General features: G+C 39.4%; 17 protein-coding genes and 1 pseudogene. 6 read left to right on the forward strand and 12 right to left on the reverse strand.

The annotated features are described in order from the left end of the window. The 5 genes and pseudogenes from Q0976_RS04635 to nth all read left to right on the forward strand — a co-directional run. A pseudogene (locus Q0976_RS04635) lies at positions 1-447 on the forward strand (electron transport complex subunit RsxC); the annotation flags it as partial. 3 nt (positions 448-450) lie between these two features. Next, on the forward strand, positions 451-1,503 hold the full coding sequence (gene rsxD / locus Q0976_RS04640) for an electron transport complex subunit RsxD (RefSeq protein WP_299491506.1): 1,053 nt from the start codon (positions 451-453) through the stop codon (positions 1,501-1,503). Positions 1,504-1,543: 40 nt separating this feature from the next. Then, positions 1,544-2,164 (forward strand): electron transport complex subunit RsxG, encoded by a 621-nt coding sequence (gene rsxG, locus Q0976_RS04645; protein ID WP_299491870.1) that lies wholly within the window; start codon positions 1,544-1,546, stop codon positions 2,162-2,164. Then, the gene (locus tag Q0976_RS04650) at positions 2,164-2,859 is read left to right on the forward strand and encodes an electron transport complex subunit E (RefSeq protein ID WP_299491508.1); all 696 of its coding nucleotides are present in this window, start codon (positions 2,164-2,166) and stop codon (positions 2,857-2,859) included. The genes rsxG and Q0976_RS04650 overlap by 1 nt, the downstream gene beginning before the upstream one ends. A 6-nt stretch (positions 2,860-2,865) precedes the next feature. After that, positions 2,866-3,507: an endonuclease III gene (gene nth, locus Q0976_RS04655; RefSeq protein ID WP_299491510.1), complete on the forward strand. Its 642-nt coding sequence runs from the start codon at positions 2,866-2,868 to the stop codon at positions 3,505-3,507. Between the two features lie 293 nt (positions 3,508-3,800). Here nth and tssF read toward each other — a convergent pair whose 3' ends face one another. The 11 genes from tssF to Q0976_RS04710 all read right to left on the reverse strand — a co-directional run bounded on the left by tssF (position 3,801) and on the right by Q0976_RS04710 (position 19,144). Continuing rightward, positions 3,801-5,513 (reverse strand): type VI secretion system baseplate subunit TssF, encoded by a 1,713-nt coding sequence (tssF, locus tag Q0976_RS04660; RefSeq protein WP_299491512.1) that lies wholly within the window; start codon positions 5,511-5,513, stop codon positions 3,801-3,803. Between the two features lie 131 nt (positions 5,514-5,644). Next, positions 5,645-6,403: an AMIN domain-containing protein gene (locus Q0976_RS04665; protein WP_299491515.1), complete on the reverse strand. Its 759-nt coding sequence runs from the start codon at positions 6,401-6,403 to the stop codon at positions 5,645-5,647. 2 nt (positions 6,404-6,405) lie between these two features. After that, on the reverse strand, positions 6,406-9,825 hold the full coding sequence (locus tag Q0976_RS04670) for a type VI secretion protein IcmF/TssM N-terminal domain-containing protein (RefSeq protein WP_299491516.1): 3,420 nt from the start codon (positions 9,823-9,825) through the stop codon (positions 6,406-6,408). A gap of 98 nt (positions 9,826-9,923) precedes the next feature. Continuing rightward, positions 9,924-10,583, reverse strand: a complete 660-nt coding sequence (locus tag Q0976_RS04675) for a DotU family type IV/VI secretion system protein (protein WP_299491519.1) — start codon at positions 10,581-10,583, stop codon at positions 9,924-9,926. 2 nt (positions 10,584-10,585) lie between these two features. After that, entirely contained in the window at positions 10,586-11,953 is a 1,368-nt protein-coding gene (gene tssK, locus Q0976_RS04680) for a type VI secretion system baseplate subunit TssK (RefSeq protein ID WP_299491872.1), read from the reverse strand. A 15-nt stretch (positions 11,954-11,968) separates the two neighbouring features. Next, positions 11,969-12,541 (reverse strand): type VI secretion system lipoprotein TssJ, encoded by a 573-nt coding sequence (tssJ, locus tag Q0976_RS04685; protein WP_299491522.1) that lies wholly within the window; start codon positions 12,539-12,541, stop codon positions 11,969-11,971. Between the two features lie 48 nt (positions 12,542-12,589). After that, positions 12,590-13,351, reverse strand: coding sequence for a hypothetical protein (locus tag Q0976_RS04690; protein WP_299491525.1), 762 nt, complete (start codon positions 13,349-13,351; stop codon positions 12,590-12,592). A gap of 21 nt (positions 13,352-13,372) precedes the next feature. Then, positions 13,373-13,777 (reverse strand): DUF4150 domain-containing protein, encoded by a 405-nt coding sequence (locus Q0976_RS04695; RefSeq protein WP_299491527.1) that lies wholly within the window; start codon positions 13,775-13,777, stop codon positions 13,373-13,375. A 40-nt stretch (positions 13,778-13,817) separates the two neighbouring features. Then, a complete protein-coding gene (locus tag Q0976_RS04700; protein ID WP_299491529.1) occupies positions 13,818-14,483 on the reverse strand; it encodes a DUF3540 domain-containing protein in 666 nt (221 codons plus the stop codon). Between the two features lies 1 nt (position 14,484). Continuing rightward, complete coding sequence (locus Q0976_RS04705) at positions 14,485-15,540, reverse strand: pentapeptide repeat-containing protein (RefSeq protein WP_299491531.1); 1,056 nt, start codon at positions 15,538-15,540, stop codon at positions 14,485-14,487. Further along, complete coding sequence (locus Q0976_RS04710) at positions 15,527-19,144, reverse strand: DUF2169 domain-containing protein (protein ID WP_299491533.1); 3,618 nt, start codon at positions 19,142-19,144, stop codon at positions 15,527-15,529. The genes Q0976_RS04705 and Q0976_RS04710 overlap by 14 nt, the downstream gene beginning before the upstream one ends. An 848-nt stretch (positions 19,145-19,992) precedes the next feature. Between Q0976_RS04710 and Q0976_RS04715 the strand changes: the two genes are divergently transcribed. Next, the gene (locus Q0976_RS04715; RefSeq protein ID WP_299491535.1) at positions 19,993-20,646 is read left to right on the forward strand and encodes a hypothetical protein; all 654 of its coding nucleotides are present in this window, start codon (positions 19,993-19,995) and stop codon (positions 20,644-20,646) included. A 285-nt stretch (positions 20,647-20,931) separates the two neighbouring features. Here Q0976_RS04715 and Q0976_RS04720 read toward each other — a convergent pair whose 3' ends face one another. Further along, positions 20,932-21,609: a hypothetical protein gene (locus Q0976_RS04720; RefSeq protein ID WP_299491538.1), complete on the reverse strand. Its 678-nt coding sequence runs from the start codon at positions 21,607-21,609 to the stop codon at positions 20,932-20,934. Positions 21,610-21,886 lie beyond the last annotated feature (277 nt).

The following is a 21,886-nucleotide window of genomic DNA, read 5'->3' on the forward strand; positions in this document are numbered from 1 at the left end:
ACTGAGCGTGAAGAGACACCGGCTCAATTTATCTCAAATGTAGCCTCAGATCCCGCGTCTGATAAAAAAGCCAAAATTGCTGCTGCCGTTGCTAAGGCAAAAGCCAAAAAAGCACAAGCAACTGACATAAAAAAACCGATAGAGAACACCATCACTGAGCGTGAAGAGACACCGGCTCAATTTATCTCAAATGTAGCCTCAGATCCCGCGTCTGATAAAAAAGCCAAAATCGCTGCTGCCGTTGCTAAGGCAAAAGCCAAAAAAGCACAAGCAACAGTCATAAAACAACCGATAGAGAACACCATCACTGAGCGTGAAGAGATACCGGCTCAATTTATCTCAAATGTAGCCTCAGATCCCGCGTCTGATAAAAAAGCCAAAATCGCTGCCGCGGTTGCAAAAACCAAGGCAAAAAAAGCACAAGCTCAACAAGAGAATAAGGACTAACCGATGGCGTTTAAAATAGCCTCGTCACCTCATCTGACTCAACACAATCAAACCCATACGGTTATGCAGCGAGTATTATTATGCGCCCTACCAGGTGTCACTGTTCAATGTTATTTTTTTGGTTTCGGCACCTTAATACAAATTATTTTGGCTATTGTTGTCGCACTTCTATGTGAAGCCGCCATTTTATATTGTCGAAAGCGCCCTATAAGCACCACTCTCAATGACAATAGTGCCATGTTAACTGCATTGCTATTAGCGATCTCGATTCCGCCTTTGGCCCCTTGGTGGGTGATTGTCATTGGGACTTGCTTTGCGATCGGAATAGTAAAACACCTGTATGGTGGGCTAGGACAAAATATTTTTAACCCTGCCATGGCCGCTTATGTCATGTTACTCATCGCTTTTCCAGTCCAAATGACCACTTGGGTCACACCGAGCAACATTGCACTCAATCCCGTGGACTTACTGCAAAGCATCCAGTTTATCTTCACTGCTATGCCACAAAGCAATATCGATGCCTATCAATTAGGCATCGACGGTATGTCAATGGCCACACCACTCGATACCGTTAAGACCGGCTTATCCAGTGGACTGACATTACATGAAAGCTTACAGAATCCCATTTTTTCTGATGGGTTCCCTGTTGGCTGGCTCTGGATAAATTTGGCTTATCTTGTCGGGGGATTAGCCATGTTAAAACTCAAACTTATTCGCTGGCAGATCAGCGTTGGCGTGCTCGGCGCACTGTTCATTCTCAGCAGTATTGGTTTTTTATTAAGCCCTGATTTGCATTTAGGTCCATTAGTCCATTTATTCAGCGGTGCTACTATGCTATCGGCCTTCTTTATTGCCACCGATCCAGTTACCGCTGCGACCAGTGTACGAGGACGACTTATCTTTGGTGCGCTTATCGGTGTGCTCGTCTACGTGATCCGCACCTTTGGCGGTTATCCAGACGCCTTTGCTTTCGCAGTGCTATTAGCCAATCTCTGTGCGCCTTTTATTGATTATTATGTCAAACCCAGAGCCTATGGCCATCGTACAAGTCATTAATAAAACAAATGAATAAGAGAATATCATTGTGAAGAAATCCATGATAAGAAACGGATTAATCTTAGGCATTTTTGCCTTAATTTGTACTGCATTGGTTGCTGTCGTCAATCATTTAACCGCGGATCAAATTAAACAGCAAGAAACACAAGAATTGGGCCGGATCTTACAACAGATCATTCCAACTCAGTTACACGATAACCGTATCACTGAACATTGTATTCGTATTACCGCACCTGCTGCACTCGGCACAATCAATTCGATGCCTGCCTATATCGCAACAAAAGATGACATACCTACCGCCATTGCAATGGAAACCATTGCGCCTGATGGCTACAACGGTAATATTCGTATTATTGTTGGGATCAGTGCACAAGGTGAAGTGTTAGGGGTACGCACATTAGCCCAACAAGAAACCCCTGGACTGGGTGATAAAATTGAAATAAGAAAGTCTGACTGGGTCAATAGTTTCAAAGGCATGTTTCTTACCCCAGATACGGCAAGTCAATGGCAAGTGAAAAAAGATGGCGGTAGTATTGACCAATTTACAGGCGCAACCATTACCCCTCGAGCCTATGTCAAAGCGGTTAAAAATACAGTGAACTATTTTAATCTGCATAAATCAACGCTACTAAAACAAACCGCTAATTGTGAGACAATATAATGAGTGAATACAAAAATATTGCTTGGCAAGGATTATGGAAAAATAACCCCGGACTGGTACAACTGCTTGGCTTATGCCCACTGCTTGCAGTGACCGCCACCCTCACCAATGCACTTGGCTTAGGGCTCGCCACATTATTAGTCCTCATGGGCTCAAATATTTTAGTCTCCTTGGTGCGCGACTTTGTCCCCAAAGAAATCCGTATTCCCGTTTTTGTCATGATCATTGCCGCATTAGTGACCACAGTGCAACTACTCATTAATGCCTATGCCTATGGCCTCTATTTATCCCTAGGGATCTTCCTGCCACTCATTGTGACGAACTGCGTCATCATCGGGCGAGCAGAGGCCTTCGCATCTCGCAATAACGTCTTTAAAGCCGCTTTTGATGGCTTGATGATGGGGCTTGGCTTTACTTTAGTCTTGGCCGTTTTAGGTGCACTACGGGAAATACTAAGTCAAGGCACCCTTTTTTCTGGCGCCGATCAACTCTTAGGACCTTGGGCCAAAGGCCTGACTATCCAACTATGGCACGTTGACACCAACTTTTTACTGGCCATGTTGCCGCCCGGCGCGTTCATTGGTATGGGACTATTGATTGCCTTAAAAAATGTTATTGACACACAATGGGCTAAACGCCATCCAGTCACCTCTCCTGATGCCCCTACACGCGCACGGATCACAAAAGTCAGTTAATATATCATGAATAAAGAAAAGCGCAGACAAATATTAGAGCGGCTAAGAGCCAACAACCCGCATCCAGAAACGGAGCTGAATTTCTCAAGCCCTTTTGAGTTATTGGTCGCAGTTACCCTCTCCGCGCAAGCCACGGATGTCAGTGTCAATAAAGCCACTGATAAATTGTTTCCAGTTGCCAATACCGCTGCAAGTATTTATGCCTTAGGCGTCGACGGATTAAAAGAATACATAAAAACCATTGGCTTATATAACAATAAAGCCATCAATGTAATCAAAGCCTGTGGCATGCTGATTGAGTTATATGACGGTGAAGTCCCAGAAAATAGAGAAGCATTAGAAGCCCTTCCGGGGGTCGGCCGTAAAACGGCCAATGTGGTACTCAATACCGCTTTTGGTTGGCCAACCATTGCAGTTGATACCCACATCGACCGTGTTTCGAACCGAACAAAATTTGCCATTGGTAAAAATGTCGTTGAAGTCGAAAATAAATTACTAAAAGTCGTCCCTGCTGAGTTTAAAGTCGATGTGCATCATTGGTTGATTTTGCATGGTCGTTATACCTGCATCGCCCGTAAACCCCGCTGCGGCAGCTGTATTATTGAAGATCTCTGCGAGTTTAAGGATAAAATCTATCCCGAAGAATAAGCTAAAACAGTCATTAAGCCGTACTCACGGCTTAATGACAACGAACTTAAAGATAAAAATACGATTAAAACATCGCCGTAAAAAATAATGAAAAAATAATCGCAATAATCACGACCGTTCCGATGGCTATTTTAAGCTCTGTTGACATCACACCCTCCTTATTTATCGTCCTTTATACAATCTTCTTGTTATTCATGTCCTTTTCTATCCTCGCACTGACTGTAACCCATTATGGAACAATTATAAATAAGCCAATAGCCATAACGACATTCAACTCGTTATAAGACTTCCATTTAAATAATTCGCCTTAAACCACTTTGTGGTCTCCATTTAAACTGCTCTTTATTATGTTGGTTTTCAACACTCACCTGAGTAAAGCTATTGATACTGGAATAAGCAGAAAATATCTGATTGAGTACTGCGCCAAATAAATACATATCACCAATACAAGGAAAGCCATCAGGATCGAGTTTTATTTTCACATCAGAACCTCGAATCATAACGCCTTTATAAAGGCGATTAACAGGCTCTATCCACACTTCTTTTATCGACTCTGTTCGCTTCGTATTGGCTAACACTTTCGCTCGATCGGCAGTATCAATAAACACATACAATTTCAATAATGCTGTTAAATTTTCAGCATCGGCTAACGTCAATTGATTTAAATACAAATGTGATAGCAAACGCCAGAGCGTATTCTTACCCAGTGGGCTTTCAATGGGCGCCGTTGGGGTTAAGATATTGGTAAACTCGACCAAGGCTGGTGATGACTCTGTTGGCAAACAAATATCACCAAATTGTAATTTTTCCGGTAATGAAGCATTAGAGCATGTCACTTTTACAGATAACATTTCTCGGTTGATTTTTTCCTCAGACACAGGGTAAGCAACAGACAAGAATACTTCCGATCCAAAATGAAGTCGTGCTTTACGTCGTCTCAATGAATAAACAGGTACCAGCTCTGCTTGGGGGTTAAACATAGTAAAAGGCTGATAAACACGCTCTTTAACACTGCCCTGAACAAAACCAACCACTTTATCAACAGCATAAACCTGATAGCCATCATGACCACGAGTACTCGGCGTGACTTTATACTCTAAACGCTTATGATCCAGTAAAATACTATTAGCATCATGGTTAAATAAATTAATAGCAGGCACACAAAATAGCAAAAGATCATTCGTTGAAAAGGAGATATCTTCTACATCACTTTTTAACATCAATTCTATCGTAAAACCACGAACGCCATCAAAGCGTTTCAACCAATCTAACCCTAATACATCGAAAAAAAGAAATTTTTGCGGTAGCAAAAAATACTCTTGTAAAGAGCGAAAAGCAGGAAAAGAATTCTTAGGATAAGGTAACAAAGCCGCATCTTCAAAATCAGGGAATAATTTCAAATTGTCTTTCACATTAAGGGTCTGTTTTTCCCCTCCTGCTCTTAAGGATAGCGCTCGCACTTTACTGTTTATAACTGAAAATTTATTCACCGCCAAATTATAGGAACCCGCAATATGGAACCGTAATGACGCAATATCTAAATCGGCTAAACTGCCCTCATTCGTCTCAATATTAATGGACAGTTTATTGCCTTCTTTATTCACACTGCTGACATGTAAAGGATGTAAGGTGACTTCGTCCGTCGTTGTAAATAAACAACTCACACCGTCGATTTCCTTCGCCGCTAACTCCGTACCCGATTTAACCGTAACCGTGTCAGTCACACCTCGTTTAGTATTAAAACGCATAATCGTCGCAGAGGGTAGAGGACGTAAGTAATGGGGGAAAATAAGCTGAGTTAAACCATGGATAACCTCAGGAAAGTCATCATCTAACCTTTCTTGAACTAATCCCGATAAAAAAGCACTCCCTTCAAGTAGACGCTCCACATCAGGATCTGCATATTGTCCAGCTAGCATAGGGGCTAATGCTGGATGTTTAAGTGAAAATTCTTTTCCTAATTCATGTAAGTAAGATAATTGCTGTTGGTAATATTTATTAATCACGATATTTCTCACCTATCAAGATATTCATTAAAAAACCCAGTTAAACCTGAGTGAAAATGCTACCCTTCATCCCTTATTCAATGATAACTCGCTCACTGACTTAAAAATCAGTGAGCATCCAACCTCATAGGTTAACGGCTAAAACTGACACTCAATGTATTACCACTATGAGAGATTTGAGGCGCACTTCTCGTATCCGCCTCTCTTAACCATAATACACAACGCACAAATCCGTCATACTGGACTAAAACAACTTTTTCTACCGTTCCTGTATCGAAACGCCAAATATTATTCGTATCAATCCCCCAATTACCTTGAATATCTAATACCCAAGCTTTTTTCTTATTCACAAAAAAGCCTGTCCATTTAACCTGTTTCTGGGATAAGAGAAATTCAACCGTATCACCTTGACTCAATGCTTTATAATTGACTCCCGTGACATAAGCCCCCACTTTTTGCGGCGTCACTTGATATGTGTCACTGTTAACCGCTTGATTGTCATTGCTTTCAAGTCCCTTATTGACGACTTGTGGTGTCTCAACCACTTGCTGAGCCACCTTATCAGCCGTAGAAGACACAGCCTGTACAGGGACTGTTTCCTCAGAAACTTGATTAGTGCGAAGCGGCTCAGTTTGCAACTCTGTCACTGATAGGGACTGTTTTTCAGAAGGTGTGATAAAAAATTGTGATTTTAAGGCATCATACTTTTCTGCCACAAAACTTCTAAACTCCGCCCCCATACCAAATTGAGACTCGATAGCCGACTTAATGGGTATAGTATTTAACCGATAACCAGAACCATAAATAGTAATAAAAACAGTGCTGAACACCACAAAAAACCACACCCCAAATAGTACCAATGACACCATACGTTCGTAAGTTACTCTCATAGTTACCTCACTGAATCCACTGAACACTCTGCAATAGTCAATGGCACACTTAAACTATTACTTTTTGCCAGTGCGATAATCGGTACGCCGCCATTAATTTTATAGCTTAACGTTAGCCACTTCATTCCCATTTGGGTCAATTCCTTCTCGTGTGAAGGAAAATCTGACGGTTTAAAGGTTTTCTGCCCTGTTCTAAAATCAGTCAAAAACTTCTGAAAACCTAGCGATCCCGAATACGTTTTCGTGATATTAAGTCCATCAAACCTCACATCTAATGTTGTTGCACCACAATTTGATGGCTCCCACTTAAACAATTGACTCGCTGGAAAGTTGTAGTTATCCAATGATATTTCACCTGAAGCACATTGCAGTTTTAATGACACGGACTTGGGTTTTAATGCTGCACTCCCATTGATGCTCATAGGCACATTGGCAATCGTGACGTTATAAGCACTCTTCACCTTCTGCTCCAAATAAGCCCCTCTTTCAACAAATTGAAAGAAATCCTTTTTGAAGGGAATCGATAGACCCTGAAATGATTTCGGGTGCCAACCATCTGCCCTACGTTCAACAAAGCCTTTTGCTGGACCGTCAATAAACTTCGAAAGCAATCCGCCTTTGGTAAACAAACGTGACTCTTGTTCATCTGCTGGAATGTACTTTAAAGCGCCATAAACATCACTTTCCCAATAGTTTTGTAAGGCACAGGCGGCTAATTCCATTTCTGCAGATAAAACAAACTGCACACTGTTTCTATAGATGTCACCGGCATCAAACTGCGTATCTCTATCCTCTAAAATTTGATCTAAACTATCCGCTGCTATCATAGTTTGCGTAATCGGAGACTTAGGATCACTATTAGACAAAATGGTTGATGCGCTATTAAATGAAGCATTAATAGTACTCACATCCGGCACTATCTCTGACAATCCCTTTTGAAATTGCTGATAAGCAAGAATGCCATCATTCACTTTCTTGAAATAAACCGGATCAGAAATATTACTCACAGCCCCAATAATGGCATTCACCCCTTTTTTGATATCTTTAGACTCATTCTCCTTTTTCTCCCAATAATCTTTTATGATTGCTTGAGATAAGGTTAAATCGTCAAGATTAACAGTATAAATGGGTTGTATGGCCTGCAGCTCTTCAAGCATTTTTTTCTGCATCAACATATAAGGATTATCTTTGCCGGCCATACGCTGCATAATTAACCGTTTATCTTCAAGTGTTAATGCTTTCGTTGAGACATTAAATTGTCGAGAGAAACGTTGCCACTGCTGTACATATTCCGCACCATATAAATTCCAAAAACGATTAATTTGCACAGCAACTGTTTTATCATTGCTCGTGGTCTTTAATATCGCAATAAGCTTTTGAATCGCGTTATAGCCATCTTTCGTGTATGCACCCGATAACGTACTATTAGACTTAAATGTCTGAGACCAAAAATCAGCTGCTTTGACTGGCACGGAATTATTCGATGATCCCGCCCAAGTGGTAATCCAATGCCAATCTTTGCGGTTCAACACCACATCACTCAATGCACTGCGTGTCGTTGATGCCAAATATTGCAATGTCTCTGTATCGGTCTGCCAATCTATATACGCATCATATAACAACGCAAAAGTAGCCTGGTAAGAGATTTCAATACCGAGTAAACGCTTATCCAACGTCATCCACTCTTGGTAACCTAACCCTTCTTTTTGATGAGGAATTTGATTCAACTTTTCTTCAATTTCTTTCAACCGCCATGCTAAATGCACTATGGTATCGCCCACAATGGGAGTTGACTCCTCTGTCTCTACGTGTTTTAAGTGTGAATATAAAATTTCATCTGTAGAAGGCAAGACAGTGTCAGCAAAACGTTTCACTAAAAACGCTTTAGACTCTGTAATAGAACGTTTCAAAGCCCAATCTAAGCCAAATTGAGGAATAGGCCAACGATTATAAGCCTCTTCCACATCAGTAATAGTACTACGTAAGGTCCCCAAGGCTAAAATATCATCTAAAATAACCGTTTTAGGTGTTTTACTGGCTTGCACCTGCGTCTGCAGTTTTGCCATCAGTTCATGATCTTTTGAAAAGTTTAAACTGGCAATCGCCACGAAACAAAATGTCAGCAATAAAAAAGTCACCAAGGCGATATTGGCACTAATGGTTTTCCACCTTAAAAACTCTTTAATGGGCTTAAACACATTACGATGAGTCGGTAAAACACTTGAAAAGAAATCATATAAGAATAACCCACTGCCTTTATTCTCATCTTGAATTTCCCCTCCTTCAGTTTCAGGCAGTAACTCACCAATAAACTGACTTTGCTCTTCACCTGGTTGTACTGCACTGGAAAAATACAGGCCTTTTAATAACACAGCTTCATGATATTTTCCGCTACTAAATGCGCTATTGATAAACGTATTTAATGAAGACTTCAGTGCTAATAATTCAGAAGACAGTAAAAAACGCTCTCCGCCTTTTATATCATCCAAGACTAATAAATGGTTATCAACTTTGTTGATAATATCAGCGAGTGCTTTGTCAACAAAACCCGTAATATCATCGGTATTATCTGCCGTATATCCAAAGGCTTGTTTGAGATTATCTGGGGATAATTGATCCGCAAAATCACAAAAGCCATAAATCATATCCGCTTTAGTGACCATCAAATAAATCGGAATACGAGCACCCATAATACGCATCACTCGATTGATACGGCCACCAATATGGCGCCCGTAATCTCGCAATGCTTGTTCATTATTATCAAGTAATTTTTCAACGGGTAATGTGATCACTAAACCATTTAAAGGCTCTTTTTTACGATACTTGAGCAGTAATGCTAAAAACTCCGACCACTCCTCATCATCTGATTTCTCCGTGAGCGGCACGGCATAGCGACCCGCTGTATCGATAATGATAGCCTCTTCAAAAAACCACCAATCACAATTTTGGGTATGTCTTGCACCGTGAACGGGTCCAACCCCAGATAAAATTGACGTTAATCCAGAACGATAAATCGCGCTGGACTTTCCAGAATCGGTTTCACCGAACACCACGAACCAAGGCAGTACATACAGAGGGTTACCTAAATTTTTTAACCGTGACTCTCTTAACGTATTAACCCCTTCCAGCCAACGTTCTTGCAGTTGTAATTGCCTTAATCTGTTCTCTTCTTTGGCAGATTCAATTAAACTATTATCGTATTCAACGACGCGATTAACAAAAGCCCGTTCTCTATGCCTTAAAACATAAACACGTATTAAATAAATTAAGCCAACAATGCCAGCGATACCCGACAGGATGGCTGCACCTATCCACCATGGCCACTCTTTTAATGAGACCAAGTAGAAAACACCGCCTGACACCGCCACAATCAAGATAATGATGAAGAGAACCTTTAATAAGGTCCATAAGAATTTCCTCATTAAATGCCCTCTCGTGTTTGTGAACTAATAAAATACAGGTTTATCACATATTGAAAAATATAAGATGCAAAACTCATGATTTTCTGCTCCTATTGATATTAAACTAAGTTAAACAGCAGAACTTGATACAATATAAAGATAAGTGCAGAACCAAAAACAGCGCTCAAAATTAACATCAACATAAAAAAGTCTAGCCAACGCCACTGGATTAAAGGGGGGCTTTTCTCAACGGGAGAAAGTGTATTAAATAATGCCCCTTCTGTATTAGGCTCCAATGCTTCGATAACCCTTTGCTTAATTGATAACAGTTCTTTTTTATCACTTCCAAAATATTTACCTTCCACTCCCATCGTTAAGCAACGCGCATATACATGCAAAGCATTCTTGATGGCTTGACGAGAAAAAGTATCAGCGGGAGTGTCATCCATTGCATGAAAACGCTCAAGAATATTATCTAAACGACTAAAAAATTCTTCCCCACCACAATGGGTATTAAAAAAACGCGCCTGCAATGGGATCCAAGGCTGAGATTTTGACCATTCAGACAAAAGTAACTTTTCGTCAGCCCAAGTGTAAATAGCAAATTTTGCATCATCAAAAAAATCATCGCGACTAAACAGCTTTTTAGCTTCTTTATCCGCTTTATCTCGATAAGTATCTAAATACTCAGCAATGTCATTTTCAGGAATACTATATTGACCATTATGCACAGACAGTACCGCTGACATAAAAGGTTGATAGATACTTAATATATCCATAATTAGCCTCGAGTGACGTAAAGTGTTGCTTGGCAATCAGCATCACTAACCCAATACATACTTAACTTTTTATCTTCTCGAACCGCATCCCATAGAGGCGAGGTAACATCAATTTCACAATACACGCCTTGCTCATTTTGCGGTAAGCTCATTGGTCTATCTTCTAGCAGCTTTAACGGGATCCCAGAAACAGCATGCGCTAATAATGAAGACAATGACCCCGTAGAAGACAAGCGGATCATACGCGATAGCTGTTCATTAAACTGCTCTTCTGATACACCAGTAAAAAGAATACAATAACGATATTCTTCTTTCAGGGAAGCATCGGGCAATGAAAGAGACCATATCCCTTTTTGATCGGTAAAAGATAAAACATACTCCGGCCCAACCATAATGCCCTGTAACGAACGCTCAATTTGTTCAGCCAAGACAGAAAAAACATGATTAAGATTAGTATGCTCATAATGAGGCCAACGTTGATTGAGCTCATCATCAGACACTGAAATATCCACAATAAAACTGCTCATTTCAGCCACAACTTCACATAAGGCAGACCAGACATCTCGAGGATGAATAACGGGTGTTTCAATCACGTTTTGGATTAACCAAGCGCAACGATTTAAAGAACGTATAGCCAATAAAATTTCATATTGGCCTTGTGCACTTTGCTGACCTAACGTATTGGGTTGTTTAAAGCGCTCTAGCTGCCTCGCTCTTGACACAACTTTAGCACTCACATCTTCCAATAAATGATCAAGTCGTGGCCATAACTTCGCATTCACAACAGGAGGGATAAAAGATTTATGAAACCGAATTTCATTACCATCTTGTTCTAATACCGCCACAGGCATGAGCATATAATCACCCGCCGCCTCTATTTCATCTTCCCAGAAAAACTTCAATAAATATTTTAATGGTTGTGAATGCCCCTCCACACCATTTGAATATAAATCAGGAATCGTCTCAGGCGTTTCATTCACAATAAAACGAGTATCCAGCGTGGGGGATAATGCTGAATCATCAACTTCTACCACATTACTTCTTTCACTATCCCATTGCCTCAAGCCTATGTAAACATTGAAAGATTGCCCCGTCTTTATCCACTCATCATCAAAATAACGTGAAATCACCTCAGCATTGTCAGGGATACTGCACAAAGAGCCATCTTGAAAAAGAATTTCACCACTGGTAAGGACTAAACGCTTATCCAATAGAGCGTTTGATTGTATTTCGAGAGATAGCACTCCCCACATATCATTATGAAGCAGCTGAGCGGTTCTCGACATTTTCTGCTGATGAAATTGAGACTCCAGCTGGAAATGTTGTGGCTGTAATAATAAACCTTGATGCCAGTAGACTTGTTTATTCACTTTCAAATGGCGACCTCACTTACTGTTTTTTTTAACTTCATCATTTTGACGTAAAGTATCTTCATTAAAACTCAAGGATACAGAGAGAACTTCAGGGGTATACCAATCTTTAGACCACCACCACATGCCAGTCTCAGATTGTTGCACTGGCACATCATAAACAGCCGTCACTTGGGCTCCTTTATTAACATATCCAGCAACAACGCCAAAAAATTTCGTTTTATCGAAACGATCAAAATTGCCAATCCATTTTGAACCTGGCTGCAAGAATATACGTTCGCTTTGTGTCACTGAGTTATCAAAGCGGTTACATGCCAACATAATATTAATGCCATTAGCTGTCGAAGCATACTCAACGAATTTAGCCTTATCAGATAACTGATACACGCATAACATCAAGCTATGAGCTTGACCATCATACCAATTCAATTTATCGGTTGCAGAGATACTCATTTTTATCGCTTTAGGTTGCCATTGCCATTTTATTGCATCTGGACTTGAGGCTGGCGTACCGGCGGTTTGAGGCTTAGGATCACTCGCACACCCCACCAATAATACAGAGATAAAAAAAATGAGGTATCGATACATAATACTGTTCCTTAACATATTATTTTTACAACGAGTCCTGCAAAGTGACTAAAAATAACACCGATACAACTCTGCATTCTCATTCTTAATGGGGCTTTCACCAAATAAAATTGACTCTGGGATCCCTTTTATTCGAATATAATAGCTCTCTCCTGCCGCTAATGTATTCTCTACGCCCCAGCCAATAAATTCAATGCCGTCTACTTCAAGTTTCATCCCTTTGTAAGGATAAGACAAGATTGCTTTTTGTGGTAGTTTACCGGAAGGACCAACACCATGAGCATCAATTTCAGCTCCTGATAACGCAATCATTGCGCCTTCCCAGTCATGGCTCTCTGGGCCAACTTCAAACCACGTACCCACCCCCATGATAGCATGGCAATTCAGCCGATACTCAGCTTCAATAACAGGTAAGACCTTAGCCGTAGCGGCTAATAACTTCACCCCTAAAACAGCCGAACTGGTATATTCGCACGCCGATAAGTAAGTCAAGTTATCAGCAACAAGAGAGTGATCAATGCCTGAAATAAACACAGGAAAAGTATCTCCCTTTAACTGTCTTATTTGCATTAAAGCCAAATTCAATGAAAAACGATTATGTTCATTTTCAAATGCCGCTGGAGCAATTAAAATCACCCAAGCATCAGCTTTTTTCAGTTCTTCAGTGGGTAGCTCCCAGCCTTTATTCTTATCATATTCAGGCCAAAAATGCCCTTTCACATCCAAGCCATATTTATGCAATGCGGTAAATATGGCCTTAGACGTTGTTTCATCTTTATCAAAAGCACTGATCCAAACTGTTTTTTTCATGAATTTATCCCTTACATACCGTTATTTAAGCACCAGAACTTTCACTTGAGAAGGGGCCAATGTGACACCAGGACAATTAGGTGACATGCCATTTTGCCCCGTAGTACTGGTTAACCTTTGACAAGGAACCCCTCCCACAATCACGCCTACACTCCCCATTATATAAGTTGTTGGTCCCATCATCATACCCGAAGCTACTCCCCCCACCGCCCCTGCATTATCACCATTACTGAGTGTCACCATCGAAGATTGATTAATGGTTGGCGCACCATCCATTAACACATTAATCGCTGCAGTCGCAGGATTACACATGGTTCCTTCTGATATATTAGGATAAGGAATTGGAGTAACGGCAGGTCCAACAACCGTATTACACACATCGGGGAAACCTAAATTCATGCCACCTAAGGTTGTATTTGCAAACATCATCATCTCCTTACTACATATTATTCATTCAATGACAGGCTTAACCTAAGTGAATTTTTTCAGCATCAAGTACCATTTGCTCATCAGCAGTGCTCACAATATTGTTAGCATGTACTTGCAACTCACCTTCCACTAACTCTCGACTGCTGCCCGCTTGCTTCTCATCATGGTCTCGAATAACCTGAAAACGCTCACCTAAACGGGAAAGCCACATTTCAACAACATGATCAACTTTATCCGCCACAACATTCATTAATTTACTGATCACATGGGTTTTATTCGCCACTAAGCTTGCTTCTTGACTTTGAACGGCTAAGGTTTGACTATTACTGGTTATCGCATCCGCTTGCATATTGATATTATGCGTTGCTTGAGTTGCGACATCACTTCCTGACAACTGTAACTTTCCAGCAACATTCAATGATAAATCACCTTGATGACTAATCTGAGCTTGATGTGGATCTTGCTGTACCAGTATAGATAACAGCCAACCTTCATGTTGTTCATCAATTGCCACAAGACATAAATCACCCACACTGGGTTGCAATAAACATCCAGCAGCCAGCTGAACAAGACAAGGCTTACCCGCCACTAATACCGTGACATGACTTTTCTCTGTCGATGTACTGTCATCCAAAGAAACGACGGTACCTGTTTCCATCTCAAAATGACTTAAACTGTTCTTAACAAATGGTATTGCATTCATTTTACACCCCTTTAGACCATTGCTCTGCTTCAGCTCTATCCGGATCTGTCCCAGTCGCACCTAATTTATTAGCATTGCCCCAATAAGTATCTTTAGTCAACGTTTGGTGGAACTTTGCTCCCATTAAATTTGCCCCGCTAAAATTAGCTTCCGTTAAATTTGCATGGGCGAAATCCACGTATTCTGCCGTCACATTTTTAAAGCACGTTCGATAAGCCACGGCTGAAGCCCAAATAGACTGTGATATATTAGCTCCCGTCAAGTTAACTTGAGACATATCAGCCCCCTCAAAACAACAACCATGACACACTGCCTTTTCCAAATCCGATTTGGATAAATCCGATCCCATAAATGCACTAAAACTGGCTTGTACACCTCTTAATGTCGCGCCGGTTAATTGACTTTGATTCACATAACAATGCGCTAAAGTACAATCAGCCAAGTCTACCTCAGTCAAATCACATTCATTTAATTGCAATGCAAAAAAGTGAACTTTTTCAAAACGATTAGTGGATAAATCAATGTTCGATATTGATGATTTTTCAAACTGAGTTCGAACAAAAATAGAGTCCGTTAAGGTCACTTTTTGAAAAGCAGATTTTTCAATCTTGGTATCAATAAAATGAATGTTTGAAAGTGCTGTTCCCGTCATGGCCAATGTTTTTAAAGTGGTCGCGCAAAAATCAATATGCTTAGCCGTCCCCTCTTTAAACACACTTAAATGATGAACCGCTCCGTTAAAGTTGACCCGTTCCATTTCACAAGCAGTAAATGCCACTTGTTTACATTGAATTTCCTCTGCATCAACATTAATAAACTGACATTCATCAAAAATCACCCCCTTTAATATACTCTGAGACCAAATAGTCTGAATAAATTGGCAATTTTTAAAACGACATTGACTCAATGTTAACCCAGATAGATTCGCCCGAGTAAAATCACAATCAACGAAAATCACTTTTTGTAATGTAATACCTGACCAATCCTGCCCTTCAAAACTGGCATTTTGATGATGACATTGACGTTGTAAGGTATCGACAAGATCAATCTTGCTCATTCAAGTACTCCTGCTTATCGGCTAATAACGTTGCCTTGAAATTACAATCTTTAACTTGAGTACTTCCTACCACTACTTTACGTAAATCACTGTTATAAAGATTACTTCGATTTAACGACGCCGCGGTTAATGTCGAACGCATAAAATTAGCTTGCATTGCATTCACATCATTCATTTGTGCGCCCGTAAAGTTACTACGCATACACATGGCTTTCTGTAAGTTTGCACCATTAAAATCAGCTTGTATTGCTTGGGTATTTCCCATGAAAGTACGGGTTAAATTACTACCTGATAATACAGCTTGAGATAAATTGACATCAGCTAAATTAGCTTGGCTCAAATCACACGCTTTCATATTCACTTTGACTAATGACGCAGTACCAAAACGAGCATTGACCATCGCAGCACTCGAGAAATTAGAACCATCCATTTTAGCCGCCCAAAAAAGCGCAGAAGGCAACTTGGCACTTTGCCAATCACTTTCTAAGGCTGAAATTTTATAGCACTTAACTCGCTCAGCATCGACTCGTTTCGCGCTCACATTATCCATTTGAGCATTAAGAAAAGCACCTTTAGTCAAAATACTATCATCAAGAATGGCGGATGAAAAGTTCGCTTTTATTGCCATAATATTTTCTAAATCAGCATGTTGAATAGATGCATCACTAAAGTTAGCTTGTTTTACCATGGCCTTTTTCAAATTTGAATGAGATAATTGCGCCTCAGTAAACTGACTTTCAGCTAATAATGCTTTTTCAAATGAAGCTCCTCGCGCATTAACTTTATCAAAAATAGATTTACTTGCTATCACGTTATCAAACCGACTTTGTGCGATATTTGACTGAGTAAAGTTTGCTTCATTTAATATTGAACGGGAAAAATCAGCACCGGATAAATCTAGCAAGGATAGATCCACATTCGATAAATCTTTTTCAACCAGTGACCAGCCCTTGCTGTGATAGTCAATCACTTGTTCCCGAGTGAGCTTTTCAAAGCGTGTATTTTCCGTTTTCTGCTGTTTTAATGCTGCTAATTTAGGTTCTGCTTCTTCGGCTAAAGCTGATAATCTATTCGTGACATCAGTGAAGGTCTCCCCTGCCGCTTTTAATTTATCCAGTGCCGCTTTATCGGTAATTTTTTGGCTACCTGTTGCAATTGCTTTTTGTGCATCACTGCCCATCTTTTTCACTTCAGCGGCAAGAGACAAGCCACTCGGAGCAGGTGCTTTAACATTGCTTAGCGCATTAAGTACTTTTTCTCGAGTCGCAGCATTTGGCACATTTTCAAAGTGAGATTTTGCCTTTTCAAATTGAGATAACACCATTTGTTCTGGTGTCATTCCTGGAGTGAGTCCCATCTCAGCTGATAATTTATCTTTTTGAAAGGCATAAAGTGCTTTAATGTCCACTTTTGGCAGCGCTGGTTTCGCCTGCTGTTTGTTTGTTGTCTCAATTAATGCTGACATTTTATCATCTATCGGCAATAACTCACTAAACCAACTAAGTAAATCAATTGATTGTCGATAAGCATCTTGCATTAAGATATCATCTTTAAGAGCAATAACAGTCACATTAGGGAAAGCATCTATCCAAGGTACCGTGTCCTCAATGCCTTCTTTATATAAAAACAACACGTGACATTCATCAATAGCCGCCTGAGCCTCATCAGATAAGGTGTCATCGACACTGGGCATTTCAATGATATTTGCCATCATGTGCAAATCTTGCGCTAATAACCACCCAACAGATCGGTCTTGACAAAGAATAACGGGATTACCGGGAACAATTTCGCTGTGCCAACCCTGAGGCTGACTGCCTTCAACCCAAACATGGTCATTTGTACTAAATAAATTGGGTCTGCTTTGCAATGCACTAAACTCACCCTCTTGGTATTCAGGGATCAACCAGCCCGCAGGCACAGTGAATACTTTACCCGGTTCAAGCCCCCATTGCTCACTGCGAAATAAAACTGGTGACTCCAAATATCCCAACATTAACTTTTGACTATTTAACATGCGCAAACCCGCAGAAGTTAATACTTTTGCTTTAGGCTTCATACTGTCAATGGCTAATGCAACTAATTGACTTGCTTCATCATGCCAAGGATTTTCTGCAAGAGGAGACTCAATTTTTGCGATACCCGCCGCAATATCTTGCTTAGCTTTCGATAACTTGATGGCTGATTCAGGCGTCGTTGCCTCTGGCAACTTTATGGATTTTAACCCTTTAACAGCTTCACTTTGCACATCCTTAACCTTGGCTTCCATAGCTGGCATTTGATACTTCATTGAGGCAAATTTAGTGATCCCCCTATCAATACTGGCAATCGCATCTGGAGAAACAGGCATAGTGGCAAGCTTTGCTTTCATTTCAATTAATTGCTGCATGCTGGCATCTAAACGTTTTGGCGTTTGGGTCATTAAGCTAGCTAATGATGTCTTAGGCGTCGGGATCTCCCCTTTTGATTGTGCCACTTTAAAGTCAATATAACTCGGCGTATCTTTTAATGTCTTCTTTCCATCTCTTAGTAAAATTTTTGCTTCAGCAAATTTTTCTTTCGCCGCTTTAACACTTTCGGGCTCCATGGCCTTCGATAGTTTATAATTGACAATATAATCAGAATAATAAGCTAATGACTTGGGTTCACTACGATACTCTTCTGATACCAAAAGCACATCTTTTACATCCAACGCTTCAGCATCTTTTACTGCAATAGCGCCTCTATAAATCATCACGCCCAATTGTTTATCAGGGAAAAACCAAACCGTATCACTTTGTAATTTGACTTCCGATACCGCATATTGATTAGCTTCGAGTTCATGACGAATAAAAGCGCGTGGCTGATGAAAAGGTAAAGTGCCAGAAATGGTTTCTAGCTTAGGATGAAGGTTAATTAATCGATAATCTTCTCCACCAACAAAATCAGAGTCAACTCTTTGATCGGGTGACGATTGATTAAAAAAAAGCCAGTTGAAATCATTTGGAAAAGCAGGCCATTGTTGCCTAAACCAAGTCTCATTATAAGTCCCCATGCAAGCTGCACGGATAGGATGATCAATCGCTAATGGCAAGAATGAAGCGGGGTGCTGGGCCTGATGGCCCGATAAAGACTCTTTTCTATTATCCGCATAAAAGACATTGGCCAAAGGGGCATTTTCAACCATCAATCCTTGACCAACAGGGTTTTCGGCAATTGTCTCCCCTCCCCATGTGACCTCCCAAGTCAAAGGTTTTTGAGTAAAAGGGATAGCATCACTCGGTATTAATTTATCTTTTATACGAACCCAATGTCTATCTCCATATACATCAAGCTGTTTCTCTTTACCCGCTAGAAATGCTGAAATACGGACGACCTTCCTGGGTGTTTCTCCACTAAAAGCCTGTCCAGAAATGAGCCATTCAGCTTGTACTTTAGGCAAACCCGCATCAAATATTTCACCCTTTAAGCTATCAGTAATAATAGGCCACAATGCCTGTTCACCAATAGGTTGGCTTGAATTCAGTAAATCGAAGCCTAAAATCATACTGATCGAAAAGTGTGGTTTGCCATTTAGCTCAAAAGGAACAAGAAGGATGGCATGTTCATTACTCTTTATTATTCTCATACCCTATAATTTCACACCTTAAACTGTGTTATTGTCCGGCAAGTGCAGCTCAGCCTTATTTGAATGCAAAATCTGTTGCTATCCTAACTAACAAAAGACATCCCTAATACTCATCACATTCGTTACTTTCTCCTTCTCGTTTAAAGAAAACAATCTCTTACTGCTTTTTAGCAGTCCAAATTAGATCATGACAGATCCATTTAACTGAGTATAAACACAAGATAAGACTAAAGACGAACAAATACAATTGCATTTCTATTATTTTAAAGATAACAGAACATAAACACCATAATATTTAACATTAGTAAAACAACATTGTGATTTAATTCGATTCTAGAATGATAATTTAAAATTTAAAAAACGAAACATACTATTTTATTTCGATAGTAACTCATTAATACATTTAATTATTTAATGACAACAAAGTCACTATAAATAAAAAACCATGATAAATCATCTCTATACGCATAATCATGAACACATAAAAATCAATATATTAAAGTAAAAAGTTAAAATCATTTACATAATAAAAATGAATAATAAATAAAATCACATTAATTAATAATTATTTTTACTTTATAACTTCATAGATATTATTATTAAAGTATTAAAAACAAAACATACATAAAACTTTCAGTATAAGACTAATTAGACGTTAATGAGAGCAAAAAAACAACTCTTAGACTTTTGTCTAGTACAGACTTTTATTATTCAATATATACTAAATTAACTTTAATTAATCTTTTACACTTATAAAAAGAGCTTAGACACTAAATTCTAACGAACAAATAAAATCAACATCTAATTAAAAAACTTAATCGATTAACCTTTGTTGTAGGATCAATAAAATGCCCAATAAAAAACGTTACAGTGCATCTCGAAGCGGAAACTCTGCTAATGCCGATTATGCGATAACCAACAAAGGCCTAAAGGTTGTATCAACATTTTCATATTCTCTCACAGTAGGCATGAAAACAAGTATCACTTTGGGAGCAACTAACTCTACTCAGGTTGGCTTATACACAAGCTTTTTTGCTGGAGGAAAAATAGGGTTTTCAACCGGCCCCACCCTAGATATTAAACTAGGAACCAAAGCATATGAGTTAAGTAAATGGAAAGTAGGTACCTCACAGTCTCTTGCAGCAGCAGAGAAAAAAAAGCTACTTGAGCAAGATATATCAATTTTAGCCAATAAATTATTAACAGCAAAAGATCAATTAAAAGCCGTTGTTAGTACCGTCGATTTACATGATCAAAACATTACAACCAATAAGCAAAAAATTGATCTAAATCAAACATCCATACAGAGTAATGGAAATCAAATAATCGATACAAAAGTAAAATTAACCAGTATTGCTAATAGAGTTGAAACCATAGACTCCGATATTGAAGACATTGACTCTAAAGTCAGGCGTGCCGGCATTATGATGTCATTTCATGATGCTGATATGTCAGAATCTGATATTATTATTCGAGACGTCGGCACCATGCTTCTAGGGTAAACCAAATAAGAACATGCCATCCCTCTCTTAGACTTGAGGGATAATGATTTACAAAATAGTGCCATTTAATAATAATGATAAAACAACTAAAATATGTCTACTAATAAACTGATAAGCACTATTTTTATTTAAAATAAATAAAGCATTATTTCACATCATGCTAAAAAGGCCATACTCCGCAATGTTCCATCACCTTCTATCTGCATCACCACAGGACTATCAACCAGTACTAGACGTGTCGATATCATACAGAGTACCTTGCAAAGAGTGCTATATAGCGACAATTTAACCAAAAATAGATATTTCAGCATCGACTATTTCAGCACCAGCGGATCTTATTGAAGCCTCATGATCAGCCAAAATAACACCTGCTGCTTCAACTTTAGTACTCACATTGCTTAGTTCGGCATCAACATTATTAAGTTGCGTACCAATCGCCCCGACTTGATTCACTATCGTATTGATCCTATTGGTTTCAGCATTAAGTGAATTGGTATTCGCAGTAATATTAGTAGCAGCCGTTTGTATTTGTTGACCATGCAAAGTCAGTGCTGTCGACACACCTAATAATTTATTATTTGCAATTGCAACTCCTTCAGAGATTAAATCTAATCGATTAGCTGCGAGCGTGGCTTTCTCCGCTGCGGCTTTCATTTCGGCAGTGACAAATTCCTTTTTATCGATAGTAAAATCGCAATGTGCTAGCTTCAAATCAGTTTTAATCCCCGTAAATGATGAAAAAGCTGCTCCCAACGTGCCCGAGAATGTCGCTCCCGCTTTTAGACTAGACCATTGCCCAAGCGTAATAGAATTACTTGCTCCCATCACTAATGAATATTTATTCTCAGCTAATATTTTATAACCACCAATAAAGTTCAACTTTTTCTGACTGTTTGCCCCCTTGCTGGGATCATTAAAAAGTGCATCTCCATCATCATCGTATTCCTTATCCCAAGTCGACATACATTATCTCCCTCGATTAAAGACAAATAAAAAATATCGTTACTTGATAGCACGGATAAAGTAAGAGGAAAATGAAAAAATGACTGATTAAATAAATATTAATCAAAGGTTGTTATTCAGGAATAGTCGACAAGGCAATGTAAATAAAAGAATAGTAATATAATTAAAGTCGGAAAAAAACAAAAATAAAACAACAACAATCAAGCATAACGCACTCAATATTTAAACATATTAGTAACTTATGTTTAAATATTGAGTGTATTATGCTTGACCGACC

The sequence above is a fragment of the uncultured Shewanella sp. genome (genome assembly GCF_947501665.1).
Taxonomy (GTDB): domain Bacteria; phylum Pseudomonadota; class Gammaproteobacteria; order Enterobacterales; family Shewanellaceae; genus Shewanella.

Excerpts from the sequence above, each read along its gene's own strand:
- rsxD (WP_299491506.1), top strand. The coding sequence starts at position 451 with ATGGCGTTTAAAATAGCCTCGTCACCTCATCTGACTCAACACAATCAA.
- rsxG (WP_299491870.1), top strand. The coding sequence starts at position 1,544 with ATGATAAGAAACGGATTAATCTTAGGCATTTTTGCCTTAATTTGTACT.
- Q0976_RS04650 (WP_299491508.1), top strand. The coding sequence starts at position 2,164 with ATGAGTGAATACAAAAATATTGCTTGGCAAGGATTATGGAAAAATAAC.
- nth (WP_299491510.1), top strand. The coding sequence starts at position 2,866 with ATGAATAAAGAAAAGCGCAGACAAATATTAGAGCGGCTAAGAGCCAAC.
- Q0976_RS04665 (WP_299491515.1), bottom strand. The coding sequence starts at position 6,403 with ATGAGAGTAACTTACGAACGTATGGTGTCATTGGTACTATTTGGGGTG.
- Q0976_RS04670 (WP_299491516.1), bottom strand. The coding sequence starts at position 9,825 with ATGAGGAAATTCTTATGGACCTTATTAAAGGTTCTCTTCATCATTATC.
- Q0976_RS04675 (WP_299491519.1), bottom strand. The coding sequence starts at position 10,583 with ATGGATATATTAAGTATCTATCAACCTTTTATGTCAGCGGTACTGTCT.
- tssJ (WP_299491522.1), bottom strand. The coding sequence starts at position 12,541 with ATGTATCGATACCTCATTTTTTTTATCTCTGTATTATTGGTGGGGTGT.
- Q0976_RS04690 (WP_299491525.1), bottom strand. The coding sequence starts at position 13,351 with ATGAAAAAAACAGTTTGGATCAGTGCTTTTGATAAAGATGAAACAACG.
- Q0976_RS04695 (WP_299491527.1), bottom strand. The coding sequence starts at position 13,777 with ATGTTTGCAAATACAACCTTAGGTGGCATGAATTTAGGTTTCCCCGAT.
- Q0976_RS04700 (WP_299491529.1), bottom strand. The coding sequence starts at position 14,483 with ATGAATGCAATACCATTTGTTAAGAACAGTTTAAGTCATTTTGAGATG.
- Q0976_RS04705 (WP_299491531.1), bottom strand. The coding sequence starts at position 15,540 with ATGAGCAAGATTGATCTTGTCGATACCTTACAACGTCAATGTCATCAT.
- Q0976_RS04710 (WP_299491533.1), bottom strand. The coding sequence starts at position 19,144 with ATGAGAATAATAAAGAGTAATGAACATGCCATCCTTCTTGTTCCTTTT.
- Q0976_RS04715 (WP_299491535.1), top strand. The coding sequence starts at position 19,993 with ATGCCCAATAAAAAACGTTACAGTGCATCTCGAAGCGGAAACTCTGCT.
- Q0976_RS04720 (WP_299491538.1), bottom strand. The coding sequence starts at position 21,609 with ATGTCGACTTGGGATAAGGAATACGATGATGATGGAGATGCACTTTTT.